Annotated in this window: 19 protein-coding genes; 16 read left to right on the forward strand and 3 right to left on the reverse strand. The window is 60.5% G+C overall.

Annotated features, from left to right (window positions below; genetic code table 11):
• Window positions 1-76: 76 nt before the first annotated feature.
• Window positions 77-2524 (reverse strand): acyl-CoA dehydrogenase, encoded by a 2448-nt coding sequence (locus tag BMS17_RS19620; protein ID WP_046031661.1) that lies wholly within the window; start codon window positions 2522-2524, stop codon window positions 77-79.
• A 248-nt stretch (window positions 2525-2772) separates the two neighbouring features.
• On the opposite strand from BMS17_RS19620, the gene BMS17_RS19625 reads away from it, so the two are divergent.
• From BMS17_RS19625 to BMS17_RS19640, 4 genes are all read left to right on the forward strand, one after another.
• The gene (locus BMS17_RS19625) at window positions 2773-3432 is read left to right on the forward strand and encodes a transglutaminase family protein (protein ID WP_077431497.1); all 660 of its coding nucleotides are present in this window, start codon (window positions 2773-2775) and stop codon (window positions 3430-3432) included.
• A gap of 43 nt (window positions 3433-3475) precedes the next feature.
• A complete protein-coding gene (locus BMS17_RS19630; protein ID WP_046031663.1) occupies window positions 3476-4099 on the forward strand; it encodes a glutathione S-transferase family protein in 624 nt (207 codons plus the stop codon).
• 131 nt (window positions 4100-4230) lie between these two features.
• A complete protein-coding gene (locus BMS17_RS19635) occupies window positions 4231-5163 on the forward strand; it encodes an ABC transporter ATP-binding protein (protein WP_046031664.1) in 933 nt (310 codons plus the stop codon).
• Window positions 5160-5939: an ABC transporter permease gene (locus BMS17_RS19640; RefSeq protein ID WP_077431499.1), complete on the forward strand. Its 780-nt coding sequence runs from the start codon at window positions 5160-5162 to the stop codon at window positions 5937-5939. The genes BMS17_RS19635 and BMS17_RS19640 overlap by 4 nt, the downstream gene beginning before the upstream one ends.
• A 72-nt stretch (window positions 5940-6011) precedes the next feature.
• Here BMS17_RS19640 and BMS17_RS19645 read toward each other — a convergent pair whose 3' ends face one another.
• Window positions 6012-6527, reverse strand: coding sequence for a DUF2062 domain-containing protein (locus tag BMS17_RS19645; protein WP_046031666.1), 516 nt, complete (start codon window positions 6525-6527; stop codon window positions 6012-6014).
• Between the two features lie 135 nt (window positions 6528-6662).
• Here BMS17_RS19645 and BMS17_RS19650 point away from each other — a divergent pair, with 135 nt between their 5' ends.
• The 12 genes from BMS17_RS19650 (at window position 6663) to BMS17_RS19705 (ending at window position 18130) form a co-directional block, all read left to right on the forward strand.
• Window positions 6663-8897, forward strand: coding sequence for a DNA internalization-related competence protein ComEC/Rec2 (locus BMS17_RS19650; RefSeq protein WP_077431501.1), 2235 nt, complete (start codon window positions 6663-6665; stop codon window positions 8895-8897).
• A 98-nt stretch (window positions 8898-8995) separates the two neighbouring features.
• Window positions 8996-9631, forward strand: a complete 636-nt coding sequence (locus BMS17_RS19655; protein WP_046031667.1) for a MotA/TolQ/ExbB proton channel family protein — start codon at window positions 8996-8998, stop codon at window positions 9629-9631.
• A complete protein-coding gene (locus BMS17_RS19660; RefSeq protein ID WP_077431504.1) occupies window positions 9628-10056 on the forward strand; it encodes a biopolymer transporter ExbD in 429 nt (142 codons plus the stop codon). Before BMS17_RS19655 ends, BMS17_RS19660 begins: the two co-directional genes overlap by 4 nt.
• Window positions 10056-11066: a tetraacyldisaccharide 4'-kinase gene (gene lpxK / locus BMS17_RS19665; RefSeq protein ID WP_077431505.1), complete on the forward strand. Its 1011-nt coding sequence runs from the start codon at window positions 10056-10058 to the stop codon at window positions 11064-11066. The genes BMS17_RS19660 and lpxK overlap by 1 nt, the downstream gene beginning before the upstream one ends.
• Window positions 11067-11091: 25 nt before the next feature.
• Window positions 11092-11277 carry a Trm112 family protein gene (locus BMS17_RS19670; RefSeq protein WP_007945752.1) on the forward strand — a complete coding sequence of 62 codons (186 nt, stop codon included), beginning with the start codon at window positions 11092-11094 and terminating at the stop codon, window positions 11275-11277.
• Window positions 11274-12038, forward strand: coding sequence for a 3-deoxy-manno-octulosonate cytidylyltransferase (gene kdsB / locus BMS17_RS19675; protein ID WP_077431507.1), 765 nt, complete (start codon window positions 11274-11276; stop codon window positions 12036-12038). Before BMS17_RS19670 ends, kdsB begins: the two co-directional genes overlap by 4 nt.
• Window positions 12038-12502 carry a low molecular weight protein-tyrosine-phosphatase gene (locus tag BMS17_RS19680; RefSeq protein ID WP_077431509.1) on the forward strand — a complete coding sequence of 155 codons (465 nt, stop codon included), beginning with the start codon at window positions 12038-12040 and terminating at the stop codon, window positions 12500-12502. The genes kdsB and BMS17_RS19680 overlap by 1 nt, the downstream gene beginning before the upstream one ends.
• Window positions 12499-13518, forward strand: coding sequence for a UDP-N-acetylmuramate dehydrogenase (murB, locus tag BMS17_RS19685; RefSeq protein ID WP_046031672.1), 1020 nt, complete (start codon window positions 12499-12501; stop codon window positions 13516-13518). The genes BMS17_RS19680 and murB overlap by 4 nt, the downstream gene beginning before the upstream one ends.
• A 238-nt stretch (window positions 13519-13756) precedes the next feature.
• The gene (locus BMS17_RS19690; RefSeq protein WP_046031673.1) at window positions 13757-14230 is read left to right on the forward strand and encodes a (2Fe-2S)-binding protein; all 474 of its coding nucleotides are present in this window, start codon (window positions 13757-13759) and stop codon (window positions 14228-14230) included.
• The gene (locus tag BMS17_RS19695) at window positions 14227-16554 is read left to right on the forward strand and encodes a xanthine dehydrogenase family protein molybdopterin-binding subunit (protein ID WP_077431511.1); all 2328 of its coding nucleotides are present in this window, start codon (window positions 14227-14229) and stop codon (window positions 16552-16554) included. Before BMS17_RS19690 ends, BMS17_RS19695 begins: the two co-directional genes overlap by 4 nt.
• Window positions 16554-17537, forward strand: a complete 984-nt coding sequence (locus BMS17_RS19700; RefSeq protein WP_077431513.1) for an XdhC family protein — start codon at window positions 16554-16556, stop codon at window positions 17535-17537. The genes BMS17_RS19695 and BMS17_RS19700 overlap by 1 nt, the downstream gene beginning before the upstream one ends.
• Complete coding sequence (locus tag BMS17_RS19705; protein ID WP_046031676.1) at window positions 17534-18130, forward strand: NTP transferase domain-containing protein; 597 nt, start codon at window positions 17534-17536, stop codon at window positions 18128-18130. The genes BMS17_RS19700 and BMS17_RS19705 overlap by 4 nt, the downstream gene beginning before the upstream one ends.
• Before the next feature lie 80 nt (window positions 18131-18210).
• On the opposite strand, the gene rne is transcribed toward BMS17_RS19705, so the two are convergent.
• On the reverse strand, window positions 18211-21420 hold the full coding sequence (rne, locus tag BMS17_RS19710; RefSeq protein ID WP_077431515.1) for a ribonuclease E: 3210 nt from the start codon (window positions 21418-21420) through the stop codon (window positions 18211-18213).
• Window positions 21421-22003 lie beyond the last annotated feature (583 nt).

The following is a 22003-nucleotide window of genomic DNA, read 5'->3' on the forward strand; positions in this document are numbered from 1 at the left end:
GTCCTCAAGAGCAAAACGGGCGCGGGAGTATAAAGCGCCTGCGCCCTTTTTGCATGGACCGACATGTTCGGCTGGATCAGCGGACCTTTCCTTGAGCCAGTGCCAGCTCCTCTTTGTCGAAATCATCGACATCAATCACCTTGCGTCGGGCCGCTTCGGCGATACGCAGAGTCTGCGCTTCCATTGCCTGCAAAACACCGGCCTCCAGCGCGGCATCGATGATGTGTTCCCCGGCGGCCGGTTTGACCTGGCCACTTTTGAGGGCTACGTGCAGCTTTTTCTGCAGCGGCTGCGCAGCGTTGAGCAAATCGCAGGCATGTTGCAATGCGCCGACGGCATCATCGGCCGATTGCGGACGGTAGCAACCGCCCAGCAACTCCTCCAGGGTCGGGTCGCCCTTGGCGCGGCCAATCACGGCGGCCACGTCGGCGCCGAGCTTGTCCGATGGGCCTTTGTGTCGTCGGCCGAACGGAAACACGATCACCCGCATCAGGCAACCCAACACCTTGTTCGGGAAATTGGTCAGCAGCTCATCCAGCGCACGCTCCGACTGACCCAGGCTTTCTTCCATGGCCCAAGTGAACAACGGCGCCATGTGTTCCGGGGAGTCGAGATCGTGGTAACGCTTGAGGGCGGCAGAGGCGAGGTACAGGTTGCTCAGTACATCCCCCAGTCGTGCTGACAGGCGCTCGCGACGTTTCAGTTCGCCGCCCAGCAGCATCATGCTCAGGTCTGCCAGCAGGGCGAACGCCGCAGCCTGACGATTGAGGGCGCGGAAGTAACCCTGGCTGAGCTTGTTGCCCGGTGTGTGTTCGAAGTGCCCGAACCCCAGGTTCAGCACCAGTGTGCTGGCGGCGTTACTCACGGCAAAACCGATGTGCTTGAACAGCAGGCCATCGAACTCGGTGAGTGCCTGATCCTTGTCCTCACGACCGGCGAGGGCCATTTCCTTGAGCACGAACGGATGGCAACGAATCGCCCCCTGGCCGAAGATCATCAGGTTGCGCGAGAGAATGTTCGCGCCTTCGACGGTGATGAAAATCGGCGCGCCATTCCAGCTGCGACCGAGGTAATTGTTCGGCCCCATGATGATGGCTTTGCCGCCGTGAACATCCATCGCATGGCTGATGCACTCGCGGCCGCGTTCGGTGAGGTGGTACTTGAGAATCGCCGACAGCACCGACGGTTTCTCCCCCAGATCCACCGCGTTGGCGGTCAGCATGCGCGCCGCGTCCATCATCCAGGCGTTGCCGCCGATGCGCGCCATGGCTTCCTGAATCCCTTCGAACGCCGACAGCGGTACGTTGAATTGTTCGCGAACCTGAGCGTATTGACCGGTCACCAGGCTGGTGAATTTGGCGGCGCCGGTGCCGACGGCAGGCAATGAAATCGAACGCCCGACCGACAGGCAATTCATCAGCATCATCCAGCCTTTGCCGAGCATGTCCTGGCCGCCGATGAGGAAGTCGAGCGGCACGAACACATCCTTGCCAGCGTTCGGGCCGTTCATGAACGCGGCCCCCAGCGGCAGGTGACGGCGACCGATTTCAACACCGGCAGTGTCAGTGGGAATCAGGGCCAGGCTGATGCCAAGGTCTTCCTTGTCACCCAGTAAATGGTCCGGGTCATAGGCCTTGAAGGCGAGGCCGAGCAGGGTCGCCACCGGGCCGAGGGTGATGTAACGCTTTTCCCAGTTCAGGCGCAGGCCCAGCGTTTCCTTGCCTTCCCATTCACCTTTGCAGATGACCCCGGTGTCGGGCATTGCCCCCGCGTCGGAGCCGGCCAGTGGGCCGGTCAATGCGAAGCAGGGAATGTCGTCACCACGGGCCAGGCGAGGCAGGTAATGGTTGCGCTGTTCATCGGTGCCGTAATGCAGCAGCAACTCGGCGGGGCCGAGGGAGTTGGGGACCATCACGGTGGACGCAAGGTCGCCGCTGCGGGTCGCCAGTTTCATGGCGACCTGTGAGTGGGCATAGGCGGAGAAGCCCTTGCCGCCATATTCCTTGGGAATGATCAGCGCGAAAAAGCCGTTGTCCTTGATATGCGTCCAGGCTTCGGCGGGCAGGTCCATGTCTTGCCCGATCTGCCAGTCGGTGACCATGGCGCACAGTTCTTCGGTCGGGCCATCAATGAATGCCTGTTCCTCTTCGCTCAGTTGGGCTTTGGGATAGGACAGCAGTTTGTTCCAGTCGGGGCGACCGCTGAACAGCTCACCGTCCCACCACACCGTGCCGGCATCGATGGCGTCGCGTTCGGTTTGCGACATCGGCGGCAGGGTCTTCTGGAACCAGTTGAACAGCGGCGCGCTGAAGAACTTGCGACGCAGGTCGGGTAGCAGCAACGGCGCGGCAACGGCTGCGATCAATACCCAGAGCAACAGCAGCAGCCAGCCGGGCGCGCGGCCGAAAGCGCCCATGGCCACTACATAGACGGCAACGATGCAGAGAGCGGGCAGTGGGGCGATGCGACGATGGGCTAACCAGGCGATCCCGACAACCAGAACCAGTATCCACAACAGCAGCATATTTAATCCTCCGTGAACCAGGGTAAAACCAACCTTCAGAGCTTAGACGGCATCCGCCAAACAGGGTGGTCAGAGCGATGTGATTGAATTCGTGGGAAACCTTGGGTGTGTTTTGTAGGCTCGGTTGGCAACACGCTCGGGAAATGGTTCGTTTCCTACGCGACAATGCGCCCAAGTTTGGCCGAAACGTCGTTATCTCTGTGCTGAAGCTGTCGCTAGACTCGAGGCTTCCCCTGGAGATTATCCTCATGCACGAGTACCTGAACCCCGGCCGCTTCATCGATAGTGACCACCCCTCGGTGGTGGAGTTCGCCGAAATACATCGCGGCAGCCGTCGAGATCCGATCGAGCAGGCGATCAACCTTTATTACGCCGTGCGTGAGGCCGTGCGCTACAACCCCTACACGTTCAGCCGCGATCCGCAGACGTTGTGCGGCAGTTATGCGCTGGAAACCGGGGAAAGCTATTGCGTGCCCAAAGCCACGCTGCTGGCGGGCGCTGCCCGGCATTGCGGGATCCCGGCACGCATTGGTCTGGCTGACGTTCGCAATCACCTGTCGACGCCACGCTTGCTCGAATTGCTCAAGAGCGATGTGTTCGCGATGCATGGCTACACGGAGTTGTATCTGAACGACCGCTGGGTCAAGGCGACACCGGCGTTCAATCAAAAACTCTGTGAACTGTTCAATGTTGCGCCGCTGGAATTCGACGGCATCAACGACAGCGTCTTTCATCCGTTCAATCGCGATGGCGCGCAGTTGATGGAGTACCTGGTTGATCACGGCCAGTTCGCCGATGTGCCGGAAACGTTCTTTTTCGAGCACCTGGAAAAGTGCTATCCGCACCTGTTCAGCGACAAGCTACCCACGTTGCTGGGTGATATGCAGAGCGATTTGAGTCGCGCCTGATCCGGCGTATGCTGCCTGCCCACTTATCGAAAAAGAGGCGGTCATGCTGAAGATCTGGGGTCGGAAAAACTCGTCGAATGTCAGAAAGCCTTTGTGGGCCGCCGAAGAGCTGGGGCTGGCCTACGAGGCCATCGATGCGGGCGGTGCTTTTGGTGTGGTCGATACGCCGCAGTACCGTGCAATGAACCCCAATGGTCGCGTACCGGTGATCGAAGACGACGGTTTTGTGTTGTGGGAATCCAACGCCATCGTGCGTTACTTGATGGCCCGCCATGCCAACAGCACGTCTTGGTATCCAGCGAACCTGCAAGCCCGCGCCACGGCTGACAAGTGGATGGACTGGACCACTTCAAGTTTTGCCGGCCCGTTCCGCACCGTATTCTGGGGCGTGTTGCGCACGCCGGCCGACAAGCAGGACTGGCCTGCCATCAAGGCTGCGATTAAGGAGTGCGACGAGTTGCTGTCGATGGCCAATCAAGCGTTGTCGACCCAATCCTACCTGTCCGGCGATGAGATCGGCATGGGCGACATCCCCCTCGGCAGTTTTATTTATGCCTGGTTCGAGATGCCAATCGAGCGCGCGTCGCAGCCGCACCTCGAAGCCTGGTATGCCCGGTTGAAACAGCGTCCGGCCTATCAAAAAGCAGTCATGACCGCGTTGACTTAATACTCACTATCGACACACTTGACTGTACTTGTGTGGCGGCGACAAGCACCATTGCGCCCATGTGCCGCGGTGGTACCTGTCGCCGCCAGCCGTCTTTTATTCCTTTTTTCCTTCTTGGTGCGTAATCCGATATGAGTTCCGCTCTGTCCATCCGGCAGCTAACCAAAACCTACGGCAACGGTTTCCAGGCCCTGAGTGGTATCGATCTGGACGTTGCCGAAGGTGACTTTTTCGCCTTGCTCGGCCCGAACGGCGCAGGCAAATCCACGACCATCGGCATTCTCTCGACCCTGGTGAACAAGACCAGCGGAACGGTGAATATCTTCGGCCACGACCTGGACAAAAATCCCGCGCAGCTCAAACGCTCCATCGGCGTGGTGCCCCAGGAATTCAACTTCAACCAGTTCGAAAAGACCTTCGATATCGTGGTGACCCAGGCCGGTTACTACGGCATTCCGGCGAAAGTCGCCAAGGAACGCGCCGAGCAATACCTGACCCAACTGGGGCTGTGGGATAAGCGCGATACGCCGTCACGCTCGCTGTCCGGTGGCATGAAGCGTCGATTGATGATTGCGCGCGCGCTGGTTCACGAACCGCGTTTGCTGATCCTCGACGAACCGACGGCAGGTGTGGACATCGAGCTGCGTCGTTCGATGTGGACCTTTCTCACCGAGCTGAACAAGAAAGGCATCACCATCATCCTCACCACGCATTACCTGGAAGAGGCCGAGCAGTTGTGCCGCAACATCGGCATCATCGACCACGGCACCATCGTCGAGAACACCAGCATGAAACAGTTGCTCAGCCAGCTGCATGTGGAGACGTTCCTGCTCGACATCAAAAACACCCTGAACAGTGCGCCGCAGTTGCTCGGCTACCCGACCCGGCTGCTTGACGGCCACACGCTGGAAGTCCAGGTCGACAAGGCCATGGGCATCACTGCGCTGTTTACCCAGTTGGCGCAGCAGAACATCGAAGTGCTGAGCCTGCGTAACAAAACCAATCGCCTAGAGGAGTTGTTCGTGTCCCTGGTGGAGAAAAATCTGTCGAAGGTGGCGGTATGAGTTCCGAGCTGCAGCCCAACCTCGTTGCCCTCAATACCATCGTTTACCGTGAGGTCCGGCGCTTTACCCGGATCTGGCCGCAGACATTGCTGCCGCCGGCCATCACCATGGTTTTGTACTTCGTGATCTTCGGCAACCTGATCGGTCGCCAGATCGGTGACATGGGCGGCTTTACCTACATGGAGTACATCGTGCCGGGGCTGATCATGATGTCGGTGATCACCAACTCCTATGGCAACGTGGTGTCGAGTTTCTTTGGCAGCAAGTTCCAGCGCTCCATCGAGGAATTGATGGTGTCGCCAGTGTCACCGCATACGATTCTGATCGGCTACACCCTGGGCGGCGTGCTGCGCGGGTTGATGGTCGGGATCATCGTGACGATGCTGTCGCTGTTCTTTACGCATTTGCAGGTGCATCACCTGGGCGTGACTATTCTGGTGGTGGTGCTGACGGCGACGATCTTCTCGCTGCTGGGCTTCATCAACGCTGTGTTTGCACGCAACTTCGATGACATCTCGATCATTCCGACATTCGTACTGACACCGCTGACCTACCTGGGCGGGGTGTTCTACTCGATTTCCCTGTTGCCACCGTTCTGGCAGACCGTGTCCCTGGCGAACCCGGTGCTGCACATGGTCAACGCCTTCCGTTATGGCATCCTCGGTGTGTCGGACATCAAGATCAGCATCGCCATCACCTTCATGCTGGTGGCGACTGTCGTGTTGTACATCGGTTGCGCACGTTTGCTGGTCAGCGGTCGCGGGATGCGTACCTGATTCAGGATCGCCAAGACGCTTACCCAGACACCGCATAAAAAACGGCCTCCACATTGGAGGCCGTTTTGCATTCTACAGCCGGCTTTTCTTGCGCCGTTTCCACTGCCGCGCCACCCACCAGCGCCAGTACAGCATGGTCAGGCAGTAGGCGAGGGCGCCCAGCACCAGTCCGGTGACGACCGAGCCCAGCAAAAATGGTTGCCACAGTGTCGAGAGTTCGCTGCTGACCCATTCCCAGGTCAATGCATCTGGCAACTGCCGAGCGGGCACATCCAGCAGCCAGGCACCGGTCTGGTAAGTGCAATAAAACACCGCTGGCATGGTGATCGGGTTGGTCAGCCAGACCAGGCTCACCGCAATCGGTATGTTGCCCCGCACCATGATGGAAAGCACGGCCGCCAGCAGCATTTGAAACGGGATCGGCAGAAACGCCGCGAACAGGCCGACCGCCATCGCCCGGGCCACAGAGTGGCGGTTGAGGTGCCAGAGGTTGGGGTCATGCAGCAAGGTGCCGAGAAAGCGTAAGGACTTGTGTTCCCTGATGCTGGTCGGGTCTGGCATGTAACGTTTGAATAAGCGCCGGGGCATAAGGCTTCTCGGTCGGTTAAGGCGGCAAGTATGTCTGGATTCTACGAAGCGCCCATTCAGACTTTGTGACAATTAATAACGGCGCCTGTGCGGTTAGCCGGCTATGCCTAGGGAGGAACTCTCAAGGATGAGCGTATGCGCATAGGGATGATAGCGCTGGCGTTGGGTTTGCTGGCCCTGAGGTTTTTGCCGGAACTACCGCCGGTTGGGTTATGGGGGTTGCTGCCGTTAGTCGGTTTGATGGTGTTGCCGTTTCGCTCGTATCCATTGGCGTTTTTCCTGTTCGGCTTCAGTTGGGCGTGCGCGAACGCGCAGTGGGCGCTGGATGATCGGCTGCCACACACACTCGATGGCGAGACGCGCTGGGTCGAAGGGCGGGTAACGGGCCTGCCGCAACAGGCAGACGGCGTGGTGCGTTTCGAGCTGACGGACAGCCAGTCACGCCGAACCAAACTGCCCCGACACCTTCGTCTGGCCTGGTATGGCGGGCCGCCCGTCAATAGCGGCGAACGGTGGCGGCTGGCGGTCAAATTGAAGCGTCCTGCCGGGCTGCTCAATCCGCATGCGTTCGATTATGACGCCTGGCTGCTGGCTCAACGCATCGGTGCGACCGGCACGGTCAAGGACGGCGAATTGGTCGCCGAAGCCCGATGGGCCTGGCGCGACGGCATCCGCCGGCGTTTGCAAGCCGTAGATGCCCAGGGCCGAACCGGGGCGTTGACGGCGCTGGTGCTGGGCGATGGCGCCGGGCTGAGCCGTGAGGAATGGCAAGTGCTGCAAGACACCGGCACCGTGCATCTGCTGGTGATTTCTGGGCAGCACATCGGCTTGCTGGCGGGATTGGTCTATCTGCTGATCGCCGGGTTGGCGCGTTTGGGGCTGTGGCCAGGGCGTTTACCCTGGCTGCCATGGGCGTGCGGGCTGGCGTTCTCGGCAGCGTTGGCTTATGGGTTACTGGCCGGTTTCGACGTACCGGTGCAACGCGCGTGCGTGATGATCGGTCTGGTGCTGTTATGGCGGCTGCGTTTTCGTCACCTCGGTGCGTGGTGGCCGCTGTTGCTGGCGTTGAATGGCGTTTTGCTGCTGGATCCGCTGGCCAGTCTGCAACCAGGCTTCTGGCTATCTTTTGCGGCCGTGGCGGTGTTGATCTTCACCTTTGGCGGGCGGTTGGGCCCCTGGCGATGGTGGCAAACCTGGACTCGGGCCCAGTGGCTGATTGCAATCGGTTTGTGCCCGTTGTTGTTGGTGCTGGGCTTGCCGATCAGCATCAGCGGGCCCGTGGCCAATTTGCTGGCGGTGCCCTGGATCAGTCTGCTGGTGTTGCCACCAGCCTTGCTCGGCACATTGTTATTACCCGTCCCTTATGTGGGCGAAGGGTTACTGTGGCTGGCGGGCGGGTTGATCGACTGGCTGTTCAGGGCACTGGCATTAGTGGCCGGGCAACTGCCCGCGTGGTTACCGGCGGCGGTACCGCTGTGGAGTTGGGCGCTCGGCACATTGGGGGCCTTTCTACTCTTGATGCCGCGAGGCGTTGCGCTACGCCCTTTGGGTTGGCCGCTGCTGTTGATGCTGGTGTTTCCACCTCGGCCGTTGTTGCCTGAAGGCCGGGCCGATGTCTGGCAACTGGACGTCGGTCAAGGATTGGCCATCCTGGTGCGTACTCGCTATCACACGCTGCTGTATGACACCGGGCCTCGTTTCGGCGATTTCGACCTCGGTGAGCGGGTGGTCCTGCCTTCGTTGCGCAAACTGGGGGTGAAGGGGCTCGACCTGATGCTGATCAGCCACGCCGATGCCGATCACGCTGGTGGTGCGCGAGCAGTGGCCAATGGTTTGCCGGTCAGTCGGGTACTCAGTGGCGATCCCGAGGGGCTGCCTGCCGAACTGCACGCCGAGGGCTGTGAAAGTGGTCGGCAATGGACCTGGGACGGCGTGCACTTCGAACTGTGGCAATGGACGTCAGCCCATGATCGCAATCAGAAATCCTGCGTATTGCAAATAGAAGCCAGCGGCGAGCGACTGTTGCTGACCGGTGATATCGACACCGCTGCCGAGCGGGCGTTGCTTGAAAGTCCTCTCGCACAAAACACCGATTGGTTGCAGTCACCTCATCATGGCAGCCGCAGTTCCTCGTCGATGGCGCTGTTGAGCGCGCTGCAACCCAAGGCCGTGCTGATTTCCCGTGGGCAAGGCAATTCCTTTGGCCATCCGCACCCCACCGTGGTGGCGCGCTATAAAAAGCTCGGCATGATGATCTACGACAGCGCCGAGCACGGCGCCATTCATCTGCAATTGGGCCGTTTCAAACCGCCGTGGACGATGCGTCTGGATCGGCGTTTCTGGCGCGATCCGCCACCGCTCAACAAATAGCCGAGAGTTATTAAAGCCCGACCGGATGCGACATCACGGTCTTCGGTGCGCTCGGCCCCTATGTTAGAGTGGCGCACTTTTTCGAGGGGACTGTCACTGTGTGGGAATTGGTCAAATCCGGCGGTTGGATGATGCTGCCGATCATTCTGAGTTCCATCGCGGCCATGGCGATCGTCGCCGAGCGTCTCTGGACCCTGCGAGCCAGCCGTGTGACCCCGGAGCATCTGCTCGGGCAGGTCTGGGTGTGGATCAAGGACAAGCAACTCAATAAAGAAAAACTCAAGGAACTGCGCGCCAACTCACCGTTGGGCGAGATCCTGGCCGCAGGCCTTGCCAACTCCAAGCATGGTCGCGAGATCATGAAAGAGTGCATCGAAGAGGCCGCCGCCCGGGTCATCCATGAACTGGAGCGCTACATCAACGCCTTGGGCACCATCGCCGCCATGGCCCCGTTGCTCGGATTGCTGGGGACGGTGCTGGGCATGATCGATATCTTCAGCTCGTTCATGGGCACGGGCATGACCACCAACGCCGCAGTGCTGGCCGGCGGTATTTCCAAAGCCTTGATCACCACGGCTTCGGGCCTGATCGTCGGCATCCCGTCGGTATTCTTTCACCGGTTCTTGCAACGGCGCATCGATGAACTGGTGGTGGGGATGGAGCAGGAAGCCATCAAGCTGGTTGAAGTGGTGCAGGGCGACCGTGACGTTGATCTGGCTGAGGGCAAAGCGTGAAATTCCGCCGCAAGCAACGGGAGAACGTGGACATCAATCTCGTGTCGCTGATCGACGTGGTGTTTGTCTTGCTACTGTTTTTCGTTGTGACCACCACCTTTACCCGAGAAACCCAGTTGCGCGTCGAACTGCCGGAAGCGGTCAGCGGCTCGCCGGCCGAAGATCAGCAAGTCAAGCAACTGGACATCACCATCAACGCCGAAGGCGTGATCTCGGTGAACAATCATGTGTTGCCCAAGAGTGATCTGGTGACCTTGATGGAAGCGCTGCAAAAAGAATCCAACGGTGACACCAATTTGCCGCTGTCTATCAGCGCTGACGGCAAGACCCAACATCAATCCGTCATCACCGCCATGGACGCCGCCGGGAAACTCGGTTTCAGTCACTTGCGCATGACCACCGTCGAGGCGGCGCCCGCGCCCTGATGGCCATGTCTGATCGCTTGCTCGCCGCGTGGTACGAAGGTCATCCGGCCCTGAAGCTGTTGCAGCCACTGGAGTGGTTGTACCGGCAGGTGGTCATGAACAAGCGCAAGCGGTTTCTGGCGGGTGAGGGCGAGATCTATCAGCCGCCCGTGCCGCTGATTGTGGTCGGCAATATCACGGTGGGCGGCACCGGCAAGACGCCGCTGATTCTGTGGATGATCCAGCATTGCCAGCGCAGCGGCTTGCGGGTCGGCGTGGTCAGTCGCGGTTACGGTGCCAAACCGCCGCAGCTACCCTGGCGAGTCGAAGCCGATCAAAGCGCCGATGTGTCGGGCGATGAACCGCTGTTGATCGTCCAGCGCACCGGCGTGCCCTTGATGATCGACCCGGACCGCAGCAGCGCCATCAAAGCACTGCTCGCGAGCGAGCCGTTGGACCTGATCCTGTCCGATGACGGCATGCAACATTACCGGATGGCCCGTGACCTGGAACTGGTATTGATCGACGCCGCACGAGGTCTGGGCAATCAGCGTTGCCTGCCCGCCGGGCCGTTGCGTGAACCGGTCGAGCGCCTGCAAAGCGTCGACGCGGTGCTGTACAACGGCGCTAGCGATGATCGCGACAACGGTTTTGCCTTCCAGCTCCAACCCACCGCCCTGATCAATCTGCAAAGCGGTGAGCGGCGCCCCCTCGACCACTTTCCCGCAGGCCAGGCGGTGCACGCAGTGGCCGGGATCGGCAATCCGCAGCGTTTCTTCAAAACCCTCGAAACGCTACACTGCAAGCCAGTTCCGCATGCGTTTGCCGACCACGCCGAGTACAGCGTGCAGGCCTTGAATTTCACACCGTCATTGCCGTTGGTGATGACTGAAAAGGACGCGGTGAAGTGCCGTGCCTTTGCCGCCGCCGATTGGTGGTACCTGGCGGTCGATGCTGTGCCATCGCCGGCCTTCGTGGCCTGGTTCGATACGCAGCTGATGCGCCTGTTGCCGGATCGTCTTTTGCCTTAAAACCGTTTTTATCCAGGGAATGCTCATGGACACCAAATTGCTCGATATCCTCGCTTGCCCGGTCTGCAAAGGCCCACTCAAGCTCAGCGCCGACAAGACCGAGCTGATCAGCAAGGGCGCCGGTCTGGCATACCCGATTCGCGACGGCATTCCGGTGATGCTCGAAACTGAAGCGCGCACCCTGACCACCGACGAGCGTCTGGATAAATGACCACAGCCTTTACCGTTGTCATTCCATCGCGTTTTGCCTCCACCCGCTTGCCGGGTAAGCCGCTGCTGCTGATCGCCGGCAAGCCGATGATCCAGCATGTCTGGGAACAGGCCAGCAAAAGCAGCGCACAGCGTGTGGTGGTTGCCACCGACGATGCGCGCATTGTCGAGGCGTGCAACGGGTTCGGTGCTGAAGTGGTGCTGACCCGCGAAGACCACAATTCCGGCACCGACCGTCTGGCCGAGGTCGCAGCAAAACTCGGCTTGGCGCCCGACGCCATCGTGGTCAACGTCCAGGGTGACGAACCGCTGATCCCGCCGAGCGTGATCGATCAGGTCGCCGCCAACCTCGCTGCTCACACCGAAGCGCGCATGGCCACCCTGGCCGAGCCGATCGAAGACGTGGAAACACTGTTCAACCCCAATGTGGTCAAGGTCGTCAGCGACCTTAATGGCCTGGCACTGACCTTCAGTCGCTCGACCTTGCCGTGGGCCCGGGACGCGTTCGCCAAGAGCCGCGAGCAATTGCCGGAAGGCGTGCCATACCGTCGCCACATCGGCATTTATGCCTATCGCGCCGGTTTCCTGCAGGACTTCGTCAGCTGGGGCCCGTGCTGGCTGGAAAACACCGAGTCGCTGGAACAGCTGCGAGCCTTGTGGCACGGCGTGCGGATTCACGTCGCCGACGCGCTGATCGCACCACCGACCGGTGTCGACACCGTTGAAGACCTTGAGCGCGTTCGTCGCCTGCTGGAGGCCTGATGCGCGTTTTGTTCGTGTGCCTGGGCAACATCTGCCGTTCTCCAACGGCCGAAGGCGTGTTGCGGCACAAACTGCGCGAAGCGGGGCTGGCCGATCAGGTTGAAGTCGCCTCCGCCGGCACCGGTGACTGGCATGTCGGTAAGGCGCCGGACAAACGCAGCCAGGCCGCGGCCAAGTTGCGCGGTTACGACTTGTCCGCCCAGCGCGCCCAGCAAGTCACCCGTGCCGATTTCGCCACTTACGACTTGATTCTGGCGATGGACAACAGCAACCTGCGCCACCTCAAGTCGCTGCAACCGGCCAAGGGCAAAGCCGAGCTGGATTTGTTCCTGCGTCGCTACCAGTCGGAACTCGATGAGGTCCCGGACCCGTACTACGACGGTGACCAGGGCTTCGAACAGGTGCTGGACCTGATCGAGCGCGCCAGTGATTTGCTGGTGATCGAATTGAAGGGACGGCTATGAGTTTGCAGGTTCAATCACAGGTTTCGCTCAAACCGTTCAACAGCTTCGGTGTCGACGTTCAGGCTCGTCTGTTTGCCGAAGCCCACAGCGATGCTGACGTGCGCGAAGCCCTGGCGTATGCGGCGGCGCATGATGTGCCGCTGCTGGTCATCGGTGGCGGCAGCAACTTGCTGCTGACAGCGGATATCCAGTCGCTGGTGCTGCGCATGGCCACGCGCGGGATTCGCATCCTCAGCGATGACGGCAGCAAAGTCGTGATCGAAGCCGAGGCCGGCGAGCCTTGGCATCCGTTCGTGCAGCACACGCTGGCGCAAGGGTTGTCGGGCCTGGAAAACCTCAGCCTGATTCCCGGTACCGTCGGTGCGGCGCCGATGCAAAACATTGGCGCGTACGGGGTCGAAATCAAGGACGTGTTCTCCGGCCTGACCGCGCTGGATCGCCAGACTGGCGAGCTGCGGGATTTCACTCTCGAAGAATGCAATTTCGCTTATCGCGACAGCGTGTTCAAACAGCAGCCGGGGCGTTGGTTGATCCTGCGGGTGCGTTTTGCGCTGGACCGCGCCGCGCACCTGCATCTGGAATACGGCCCAGTGCGCCAGCGCCTGACCGAGCAAGGCATCGAGCAACCGACGGCGACGGATGTCAGCCTGGCCATTTGCAGCATCCGCAATGAAAAGCTCCCGGACCCGGCCTTGCTGGGCAATGCGGGCAGTTTCTTCAAAAACCCGTTGGTGCCCGCGGCACTGGTCGCACAGCTCAAGGGCGAATACCCGGACCTGGTCGCCTACGCACAACCGGACGGTCAAATGAAGCTGGCTGCAGGCTGGTTGATCGAACGGGCAGGGTGGAAAGGCTTCCGCGATGCCGACGCTGGCGTGCACAAGTTGCAGGCGTTGGTGCTGGTCAATTACGGCAGCGCGACGGGCCTGCAATTGCTCAGCCTGGCGCAGCGTATCCAGAAAGACATATCGGAACGTTTCCATGTCGACCTGGAAATGGAGCCCAATCAGTACTGAGGCTACGCTTTCAAGACTGATCTCAAAGCCCTGTACGCCTTCAACCGTACAGGGCTTTTTTGTTAATGCTGGGTTAACTTAGCCACCTAACGATGCTAGCACTTGCTCCACTAAAGGCCCGGTGCAGACGTTCCCGTCGCAAAAGAGAGCCTCAGCTTGAGTCGATCTGCGTGTTACGAACCAAGACCCAACGGCAGATTGCTCGACCCCATACCTCAAGAACTATGCGGGCGTGCCCATGAATACCCTGATTCTCAACGGACAACCTTACAAAATGGATGTGGCGGACGAGATGCCGTTGCTCTGGGCTATCCGCGATGTTGCGGGCGGCCATCCTGGCACGAAATTCGGCTGCGGCATGGGCCTGTGCGGCGCCTGTACGATTCATATCAACGGTCAACCCGCACGGGCTTGCATCACGACCGTCGGTTCCGCATTCGGGCAAAACGTCACGACCATCGACGAATTGCACAACGACCCGATAGGCAAGATTGTCCAGCAAGCCTGGCTCGACACCGCAGTGGCCCAGTGCGGTTTCTGCCAGGGCGGGCAGATCATGTCCGCGACGGCACTGCTCAAGACCAATCCCGATCCCACCGACGCGCAAATCGAAGAGGCAATGGTCGGCAACATTTGCCGCTGCGGCACTTACAACCGCATCAAGACTGCCATCCGTCAGGCTTCCATACACTTGAAGGAGGCCAAGGCATGAGCCAGTTACCGAATGATTTTGCCCTGAGTAATCTCAGTAATTTGAGTCGCCGGGGTTTTCTCAAGGGTGTGGGCGCCACCAGCGCATTGGTGCTGGCTGCGAGTTGGGGTTGGCAAGACGCTTTGGCCGAGGAGCCGAAGCAGTTTGGCGCCGAGGGCATGCCGCACGGTTGGGTCGATGATCCGAAGGTGTACATCAGCATTGCTGCCGACGGCATGGTGACGGTGGTCTGCAACCGTTCGGAAATGGGCCAGGGCGTGCGCACCAGCCTGACGATGGTGGTGGCCGATGAACTCGACGCCGACTGGTCGATGATGAAGGTGCAGCAGGCGCCGGGCGACGAAGTACGTTTCGGCAATCAGGACACCGACGGTTCCCGCAGCATGCGTCACTGGTTCGAACCGATGCGCCGTTGCGGTGCCGCCGCGCGAACCATGCTGGAACAAGCCGCTGCCGCGCAGTGGAAAGTGCCGGTCGCCGAGTGCCGAGCGCAATTGCATAAAGTGATTCACCAGCCGACCGGGCGTGAGCTGGGCTATGGCGCCCTGGCCGCAGCGGCGGGTGCGCTGGCCGTGCCGGCCCGTGACAGTCTGCGGCTCAAGCAGCCGTCAGAGTTTCGCTACATCGGCAAGGAAGGAATCAAGGCCATCGATGGCGCCGACATCGTCAATGGCCGCGCCATTTACGGTGCCGACGTGCATTTTGACGGCATGCTCTACGCCACCATTGCGCGTCCGGCGGTGTACGGCGGCAAGGTCAAATCCGTTGATTCCAGCGCCGCGCTGCAAGTTCCGGGCGTGATCAAAGTCCTGCAGATCGAAGGCAGCCCGCTGCCGTCCGAGTTTCAACCCTTGGGCGGTGTGGCCGTGGTGGCCAGCAACACATGGGCCGCGATCAAAGGGCGTGATGCGCTGAAGATCGAGTGGGACGACGGTCCGAACGCCAGTTATGACTCCATTGCCTATCGCAAGGAACTGGAAGCGGCGTCCCTCAAGCCCGGCAAAGTGGTACGCAATACCGGCAACATCGAAGAGGCTTTGAGCAGTGCCGACAGTACTTTCGACGCGTCTTACTACTTGCCGCACCTGACGCAGGCACCCATGGAACCGATGGTCGCCATTGCCCGCTTCAAGGACGGTGTCTGCCAAGCCTGGGGGCCGAGTCAGGCGCCGCAGGTGACCCGCACCAGGATCGGCGAACGCCTGGGCATTCCCTTCGATAACGTGACGTTCAACGTGACCTTGCTGGGGGGCGGTTTTGGTCGCAAATCCAAACCTGACTTCATCATTGAAGCCGCCATCCTCGCTAAAGAGTTCCCCGGCAAGGCGGTGCGGGTGCAATGGACCCGTGAAGACGACATCCACTGTTCCTATTTCCACACTGTGTCGGTCGAGTACCTCAAAGCCAGTCTGAACAAGGACGGCCTGCCATCCGCCTGGCTGCACCGCACCGTGGCCCCGAGCATCACCGCGCTGTTTGCACCAGGCATGAACCACGAGGCGGCGTTCGAGCTGGGCATGGGGTTCACCAACATGGCCTACGCGATTCCCAACGTGCGCCTGGAAAACCCGGAAGCCACGGTTCATACCCGCGTCGGCTGGTATCGCTCGGTATCGAATATCCCGCACGGCTTTGCGATTCAAAGTTTTGTCGATGAGCTGGCGCACAAGGCCGGGCAGGATCCGCTCAAGTACCAGATCAAGCTGATCGGCCCTGACCGTCAGATCGATCCAAGAACGTTGAGTGACGGGTGGAACTACGGCGAATCCCCCGAGCGTTATCCAATCGACACCGCGCGCCTGCGCACAGTGCTGGAAACCGCGGCCAAAGCCGCCGGTTGGGGCCGTGAAATGCCCAAGGGCCGAGGCCTGGGCCTGGCCGTGCATTACAGCTTTGTCACTTATGTGGCTGCCGCGATCGAGGTCGAAGTCAAAGACGACGGCACGCTGATTGTGCACAAGGCCGACATCGCCGTGGATTGCGGGCCGCAAATCAACCCTGAGCGTATCCGCTCGCAGTTCGAGGGCGCTTGCGTCATGGGCCTGGGCAACGCGGTGCTGGGAGAAATCAGCTTCAAGGACGGCAAGGTCCAACAGGACAACTTCCACATGTACGAAGTGGCGCGCATGTCCCTGGCGCCCAAGGAAGTTGCCGTTCATTTGGTCACGCCGCCAGGGGTTGTGCCGTTGGGCGGTGTCGGGGAACCAGGTGTGCCGCCGATTGCGCCGGCACTGTGCAATGCAATCTTTGCCGCCACCGGCAAGCGCATCCGCAACCTGCCGGTACGCTATCAACTGCAAGGTTGGCAGAAGGCTACCACCTGATGGATAGCGTCGATCTGAACGTCCTGCGCAGCGTGCTTGAATGGCGCCGCGCCGGTCAGCGAGTGGTGCTGTACAGCGTGGTCCAGACCTGGGGCACCGCGCCTCGGGCACCGGGTGCCATGTTGGCGTTGCGTGAAGATGGGGTGGTGATTGGCTCGGTGTCGGGCGGTTGTGTCGAGGATGACCTGATTGCCCGTCTGCACGACGGGCGTATCCCGGCCGACGGGCCGCCCGTTCAGTTGATCACTTACGGTGTCACTCGCGAGGAGGCCGCGCGGTTTGGTTTGCCGTGCGGCGGTACGTTGCGCCTGACCGAAGAGCGGGTCGGCGACCCGGCCTGGGTCGCTGAGTTGCTGGCGCGCTGCGAAGCCCATGAAATCGTCGCACGTTCGCTGGATATCGCGACCGGCGAAGTGGCTTTGCAGGCGGCGGACAAGGCCGATGTGCTGAGTTTTGATGGCCATACGCTGCGCGCTATTTATGGCCCGCGTTGGCGCCTGTTGCTGATCGGTGCGGGGCAATTGTCCCGTTACGTCGCCGAAATGGCGCGGCTGCTGGATTTCGAAGTGTTGATCTGCGATCCACGCACCGAATTCGTCTACGGTTGGGAAGCACAACACGGACGCTTCGTACCGGGCATGCCGGACGAAGCGGTGCTGAACATCCAGACCGACGAGCGCACGGCCATCGTTGCCCTGACTCACGACCCGCGTCTGGATGACATGGCACTGCTCACGGCCCTCGACTCCAAGGCCTTTTATGTCGGCGCACTGGGCTCGCGGGTCAACAGCCTGAAGCGCAGGGAGAACCTCGCTCAGTTGGGCTTGTCGCCACAATCCATCGAACGCCTGCACGGGCCGATCGGGTTGCACATTGGCAGCCACAGTCCGGCAGAAATCGCCTTGTCGCTGATGGCGGAAATTGTCGCGATCAAGAACGGCGTTGAACTGAAGCAGAAAAAGCCGTTGCGGGAGGCTTTATGAATGAACCCATCGGCGTGATTGTGCTGGCGGCGGGGCAGGGCAGTCGTTTTCGTCAGGTGGCGGGGGCTGAGAAGGACAAGTTGTTGGCCGATTGCACGGGGCGCGACGGTGCTGTTCGCTCGGTGATCGAGCAGGTATTGGTGAACCTGCCGGCTTCGCTGGATAAGCGCGTGTTGGTGACGACTGCGGATCGCCCGCAAGTGATTCGCATGGCTCAGGCGTATGGCTGCGAGATTGTACTGATCGAAGCGACGGGCATGGGTGACAGCATCGCAGCCGGCGTGGCGGCGTGTGCGCAGCTCAGTGGCTGGCTGATGGTGTTGGGGGATATGCCGTTTATCCTGCCGTCCACGATTGAAGCAGTGCTGGCGGGCGTGACTGACGATGCGATCAGCGTGCCGGTGCTGGAGGGTGAGTTTGGGCATCCGGTGGGATTTGGTCGCATCTTTTGCTCGGCGTTGATGGCGCTGTCGGGAGATCGTGGGGCCAAGCCGTTGTTTGCGCAGGGCAGGGTGATCGAAGTGGCAGTGGATGATCCAGGGGTATTGTGGGATGTGGATGTGCCTGAAGCGCTGATCTACAAGCCGGGATAGATCGCCTGTGGGAACGAGGCAACAGACATAAAAAAGCCCCGCCTGGATCACCAGGCGGGGCTTTTTAATAACCGAGGATGTTAGACGAGTGGTTTAGGCTCGTGCTCTTTTTCCTGGGCTTGTTCGTGTTGCTCTACTGCTTCCTGAACGGAGCGAGGTGCTTCCTCGATGACCGATTCGGCAGGTGCCGCTTCGACCACTTCAGCAACAACCGGCGCTGGATCTGCAGCGACAGGCGCTTCAACCGGAGCAGCAGTGGCAGCCAGTTCGGCTTCCCTCTGCAGACGCTCTTCTTCACGCTTGCGACGACGCACTTCACGCGGGTCGTTCGGTGCACGGCCGCTTGGCGTCAGGGCGCTGACTGGGGCCACTTCAACAGCAGGTTCAGCCACTTCGGCAACAACCGGAGCCGGTGCTTCAACCACTGGAGCAGGTTCGGCAGCCACGACTACTGGCTCGGAAACCATCGCTTCAGCCACTTCAGCTTCAGCCACCGGTGCTGGCGCTTCAACAGCAACCGGCTCGGCAACCCAGTTGAACGCGGTTTGTTCTTCACGAACTTCGCGAACAGCTTCGGTCACGGTTTCAGTGACGGTTTCGGCAGCAGGCTCGGCAGCAACCACTGGCTCGGCGACGACAGTCGCTTCAACTACAGATTGGGCTTCTTCACGAACGAACGCTTCACGAACCGGAGCCACTTCGATTTCCGGAGCGGCAGTCGCTTCGACCGGAGTCGTTGCTTCAACCACTGGCGCTTCAACCGGAGCCGTTTCCTGAACAGATGCAGTGGCACGTTCAGCTTGCTCGTGAGCTTGTGCTTCAGCCGGTGCGCTGATCACGGTGCTGGCAACGGCTGCGGTAACAGCCAGGCCGGCGGCCAGATCGGCAGTGGTTGGTGCTTCGTTGCTTTCGCCCGCTTCGTTACCTTCGGATTCTTCCGAACCTTCGATCACGTTGCCGTTGGCATCGCGTTGACGCTCGCGACGGTTGCTGCGACGACGCTGGCCACGGGAGCGGCGGCGTGGACGATCGCCTTCGGCGCCTTCCTGACCGCCTTCCTGCAGTTGCTCTTCGTTGGAGGTCAGCTCTTCTTCAGCAACGGCGGCAGCAGCTTGTTCTGCACGTGGCTGACGTTCTTCACGCGGTGGGCGTGGTGCGCGTTCTTCACGTGGCTGACGAGCCGGACGCTCTTCAGCGGTAGCCGCAGCGGCCGGAGCAGCATCCAGAGGCTCGCGCAGTTCACGAACCGGGCGTTCTTCACGATCGCCACGTGGCTTGCGGTCTTCGCGTGGAGCGCGCGGTGCACGTTCTTCGCGAGGGGCGCGTGGTGCGCGTTCTTCGCGTGGAGCACGTTCTTCACGAGCTACGGCCGGGGTTTCTTCACGGACTTCGCGTGGCTCACGTGGTGCGCGTTCTTCACGCGGTGCACGTTCCTCACGAGGCTTGCGCTCTTCGTCGCGGCGACCATTACGGTTGCGGCTCTGCTGACGACCGTTGCGACGTTCTTCGTTACGGGCCGGGCGCTCGGTGGTCGCTGGTTTTTCAACCACAACCGGAGCAACAGGCTCTTCCTTGGTCGCGAACAGGCTGACCAGTGACTTCACCAGGCCTTTGAACAGGCTTGGTTCTGGCACGGCAGCCGGTGCGGCTACTGGAGCGGCAACGACTTCGGTCGGAACCGGAGCGTTGGCGCGGGCCGGAGCGGTCTTGACTGCCGCTTCCTGGCGAACCAGGGTGCGGGTCGCAGCGGCTGGCTGGACTTCTTCGACTTCGGCAGCGGCAGCAGCGATTTCGTAGCTGGACTGATTGATGCCGGCTTCCGGGCTGTCATCGCGCAGACGCTGAACTTCGAAGTGCGGCGTTTCGAGGTGATCGTTCGGCAGAATGACGATGCGGGCACGGGTGCGCAGTTCGATCTTGGTGATCGAGTTGCGTTTTTCGTTGAGCAGGAACGCTGCAACCGGGATCGGCACTTGTGCGCGAACTTCGGCGGTGCGGTCTTTCAGGGCTTCTTCTTCGATCAGGCGAAGAATGGCCAGCGACAGCGATTCAACGTCACGGATGATGCCGGTGCCGTTGCAACGCGGGCAAACGATGCCGCTGCTTTCGCCCAGCGATGGACGCAGGCGTTGACGGGACATTTCCAGCAGGCCGAAGCGCGAGATGCGACCGACTTGCACGCGAGCACGGTCGGCTTCCAGGCATTCGCGGACTTTCTCTTCCACGGCGCGCTGGTTCTTGGCAGGGGTCATGTCGATGAAGTCGATGACGATCAGGCCGCCGATGTCGCGCAGGCGCAACTGACGGGCGATTTCTTCGGCGGCTTCAAGGTTGGTCTGCAGTGCGGTTTCTTCGATGTCGCTGCCTTTGGTGGCGCGCGCCGAGTTGATGTCGATGGACACCAGGGCTTCGGTCGGATCGATAACGATGGAACCGCCGGAAGGCAGTTCAACGACGCGCTGGAAAGCGGTCTCGATCTGGCTTTCGATCTGGAAACGGTTGAACAGCGGAACGCTGTCTTCGTACAGCTTGATCTTGCTGGCGTACTGCGGCATCACCTGGCGGATGAAGGTCAGGGCTTCGTCCTGGGCTTCAACGCTGTCGATCAGCACTTCGCCGATATCCTGGCGCAGGTAATCGCGGATGGCGCGGATGATCACGTTGCTTTCCTGGTAAATCAGGAACGGCGCGGAGCGATCCAGCGAGGCTTCTTTGATGGCGGTCCAGAGTTGCAGCAGGTAATCGAGGTCCCACTGCATTTCTTCGCTGCTGCGGCCAAGGCCGGCAGTGCGAACGATCAGGCCCATGTCGGCCGGGGCAACCAGGCCGTTCAGGGCTTCACGCAATTCGTTGCGCTCTTCACCTTCAATGCGACGGGAGATACCGCCGGCACGCGGGTTGTTCGGCATCAGAACGAGGTAACGACCGGCCAGGCTGATGAAGGTGGTCAGGGCGGCGCCCTTGTTGCCACGTTCTTCTTTTTCGACCTGAACGATGACTTCCTGGCCTTCGCTCAGGACGTCCTTGATATTGACGCGGCCTTCGGGGGCTTTCTTGAAGTATTCGCGGGAGATTTCTTTGAGGGGCAGGAAGCCGTGGCGCTCGGAGCCGAAATCGACAAAGGCAGCCTCAAGGCTTGGTTCGATGCGAGTAATCCGGCCTTTATAGATGTTGGCCTTCTTCTGCTCGCGTGCACCGGATTCGATGTCCAGGTCGTAGAGGCGTTGGCCATCTACCAGTGCAACACGCAACTCTTCGGGTTGAGTTGCGTTAATCAGCATTCTTTTCATGTAGTACCGTCGGTTTCCGGGCTGCCGGAAACGGCGTTCGGCACACACGACTTCTCACGGTCGGTGTCAGGTGCGTCAGGAGTGGTTGGCCACTCCAGTGTCTAGCGAACCCCGACCAATTGGGTCGGTGTCGCGACGTACGCGTCCTGCTTGCTGTGGCTACTTAAGCACTCAGTCAGGAGGAGGAATCAACCAGCGGCTGTGGACGAGATGAAGCGTCTTGATAAAGCCTATTGCTACACAGTCCAGCGGTTGTGCATCTCCACCCTACACGTATCCCTGATAATTCGGGTGCTGCCGCGCGCAGAATCCGCAGCGGGTTGGCATTTACCGTGAGCTCCGAAGGGGGAGGTCACGCATCATGGCTAATTTAGGCGTTGTTTCCGAAGCGTTCGCTCGGGGTCGTTCGTCGCTGACTGCACTTTGTGAACTGGCCGTGAATATTGGCTCGCAAGGCGAGTGAAAACTCTGCTTTGCGGCTTGATTCAGGCCTCATGTCACCTGCGCTCGTTACAGCTGCAAACTCCACCGTTACGTAGCGAAAGCCCCGTAGGACGGCCTCACGTCCTGGTGAATTGCGTTG

The organism is Pseudomonas sp. C9 (assembly GCF_002000165.1).
GTDB lineage: Bacteria > Pseudomonadota > Gammaproteobacteria > Pseudomonadales > Pseudomonadaceae > Aquipseudomonas.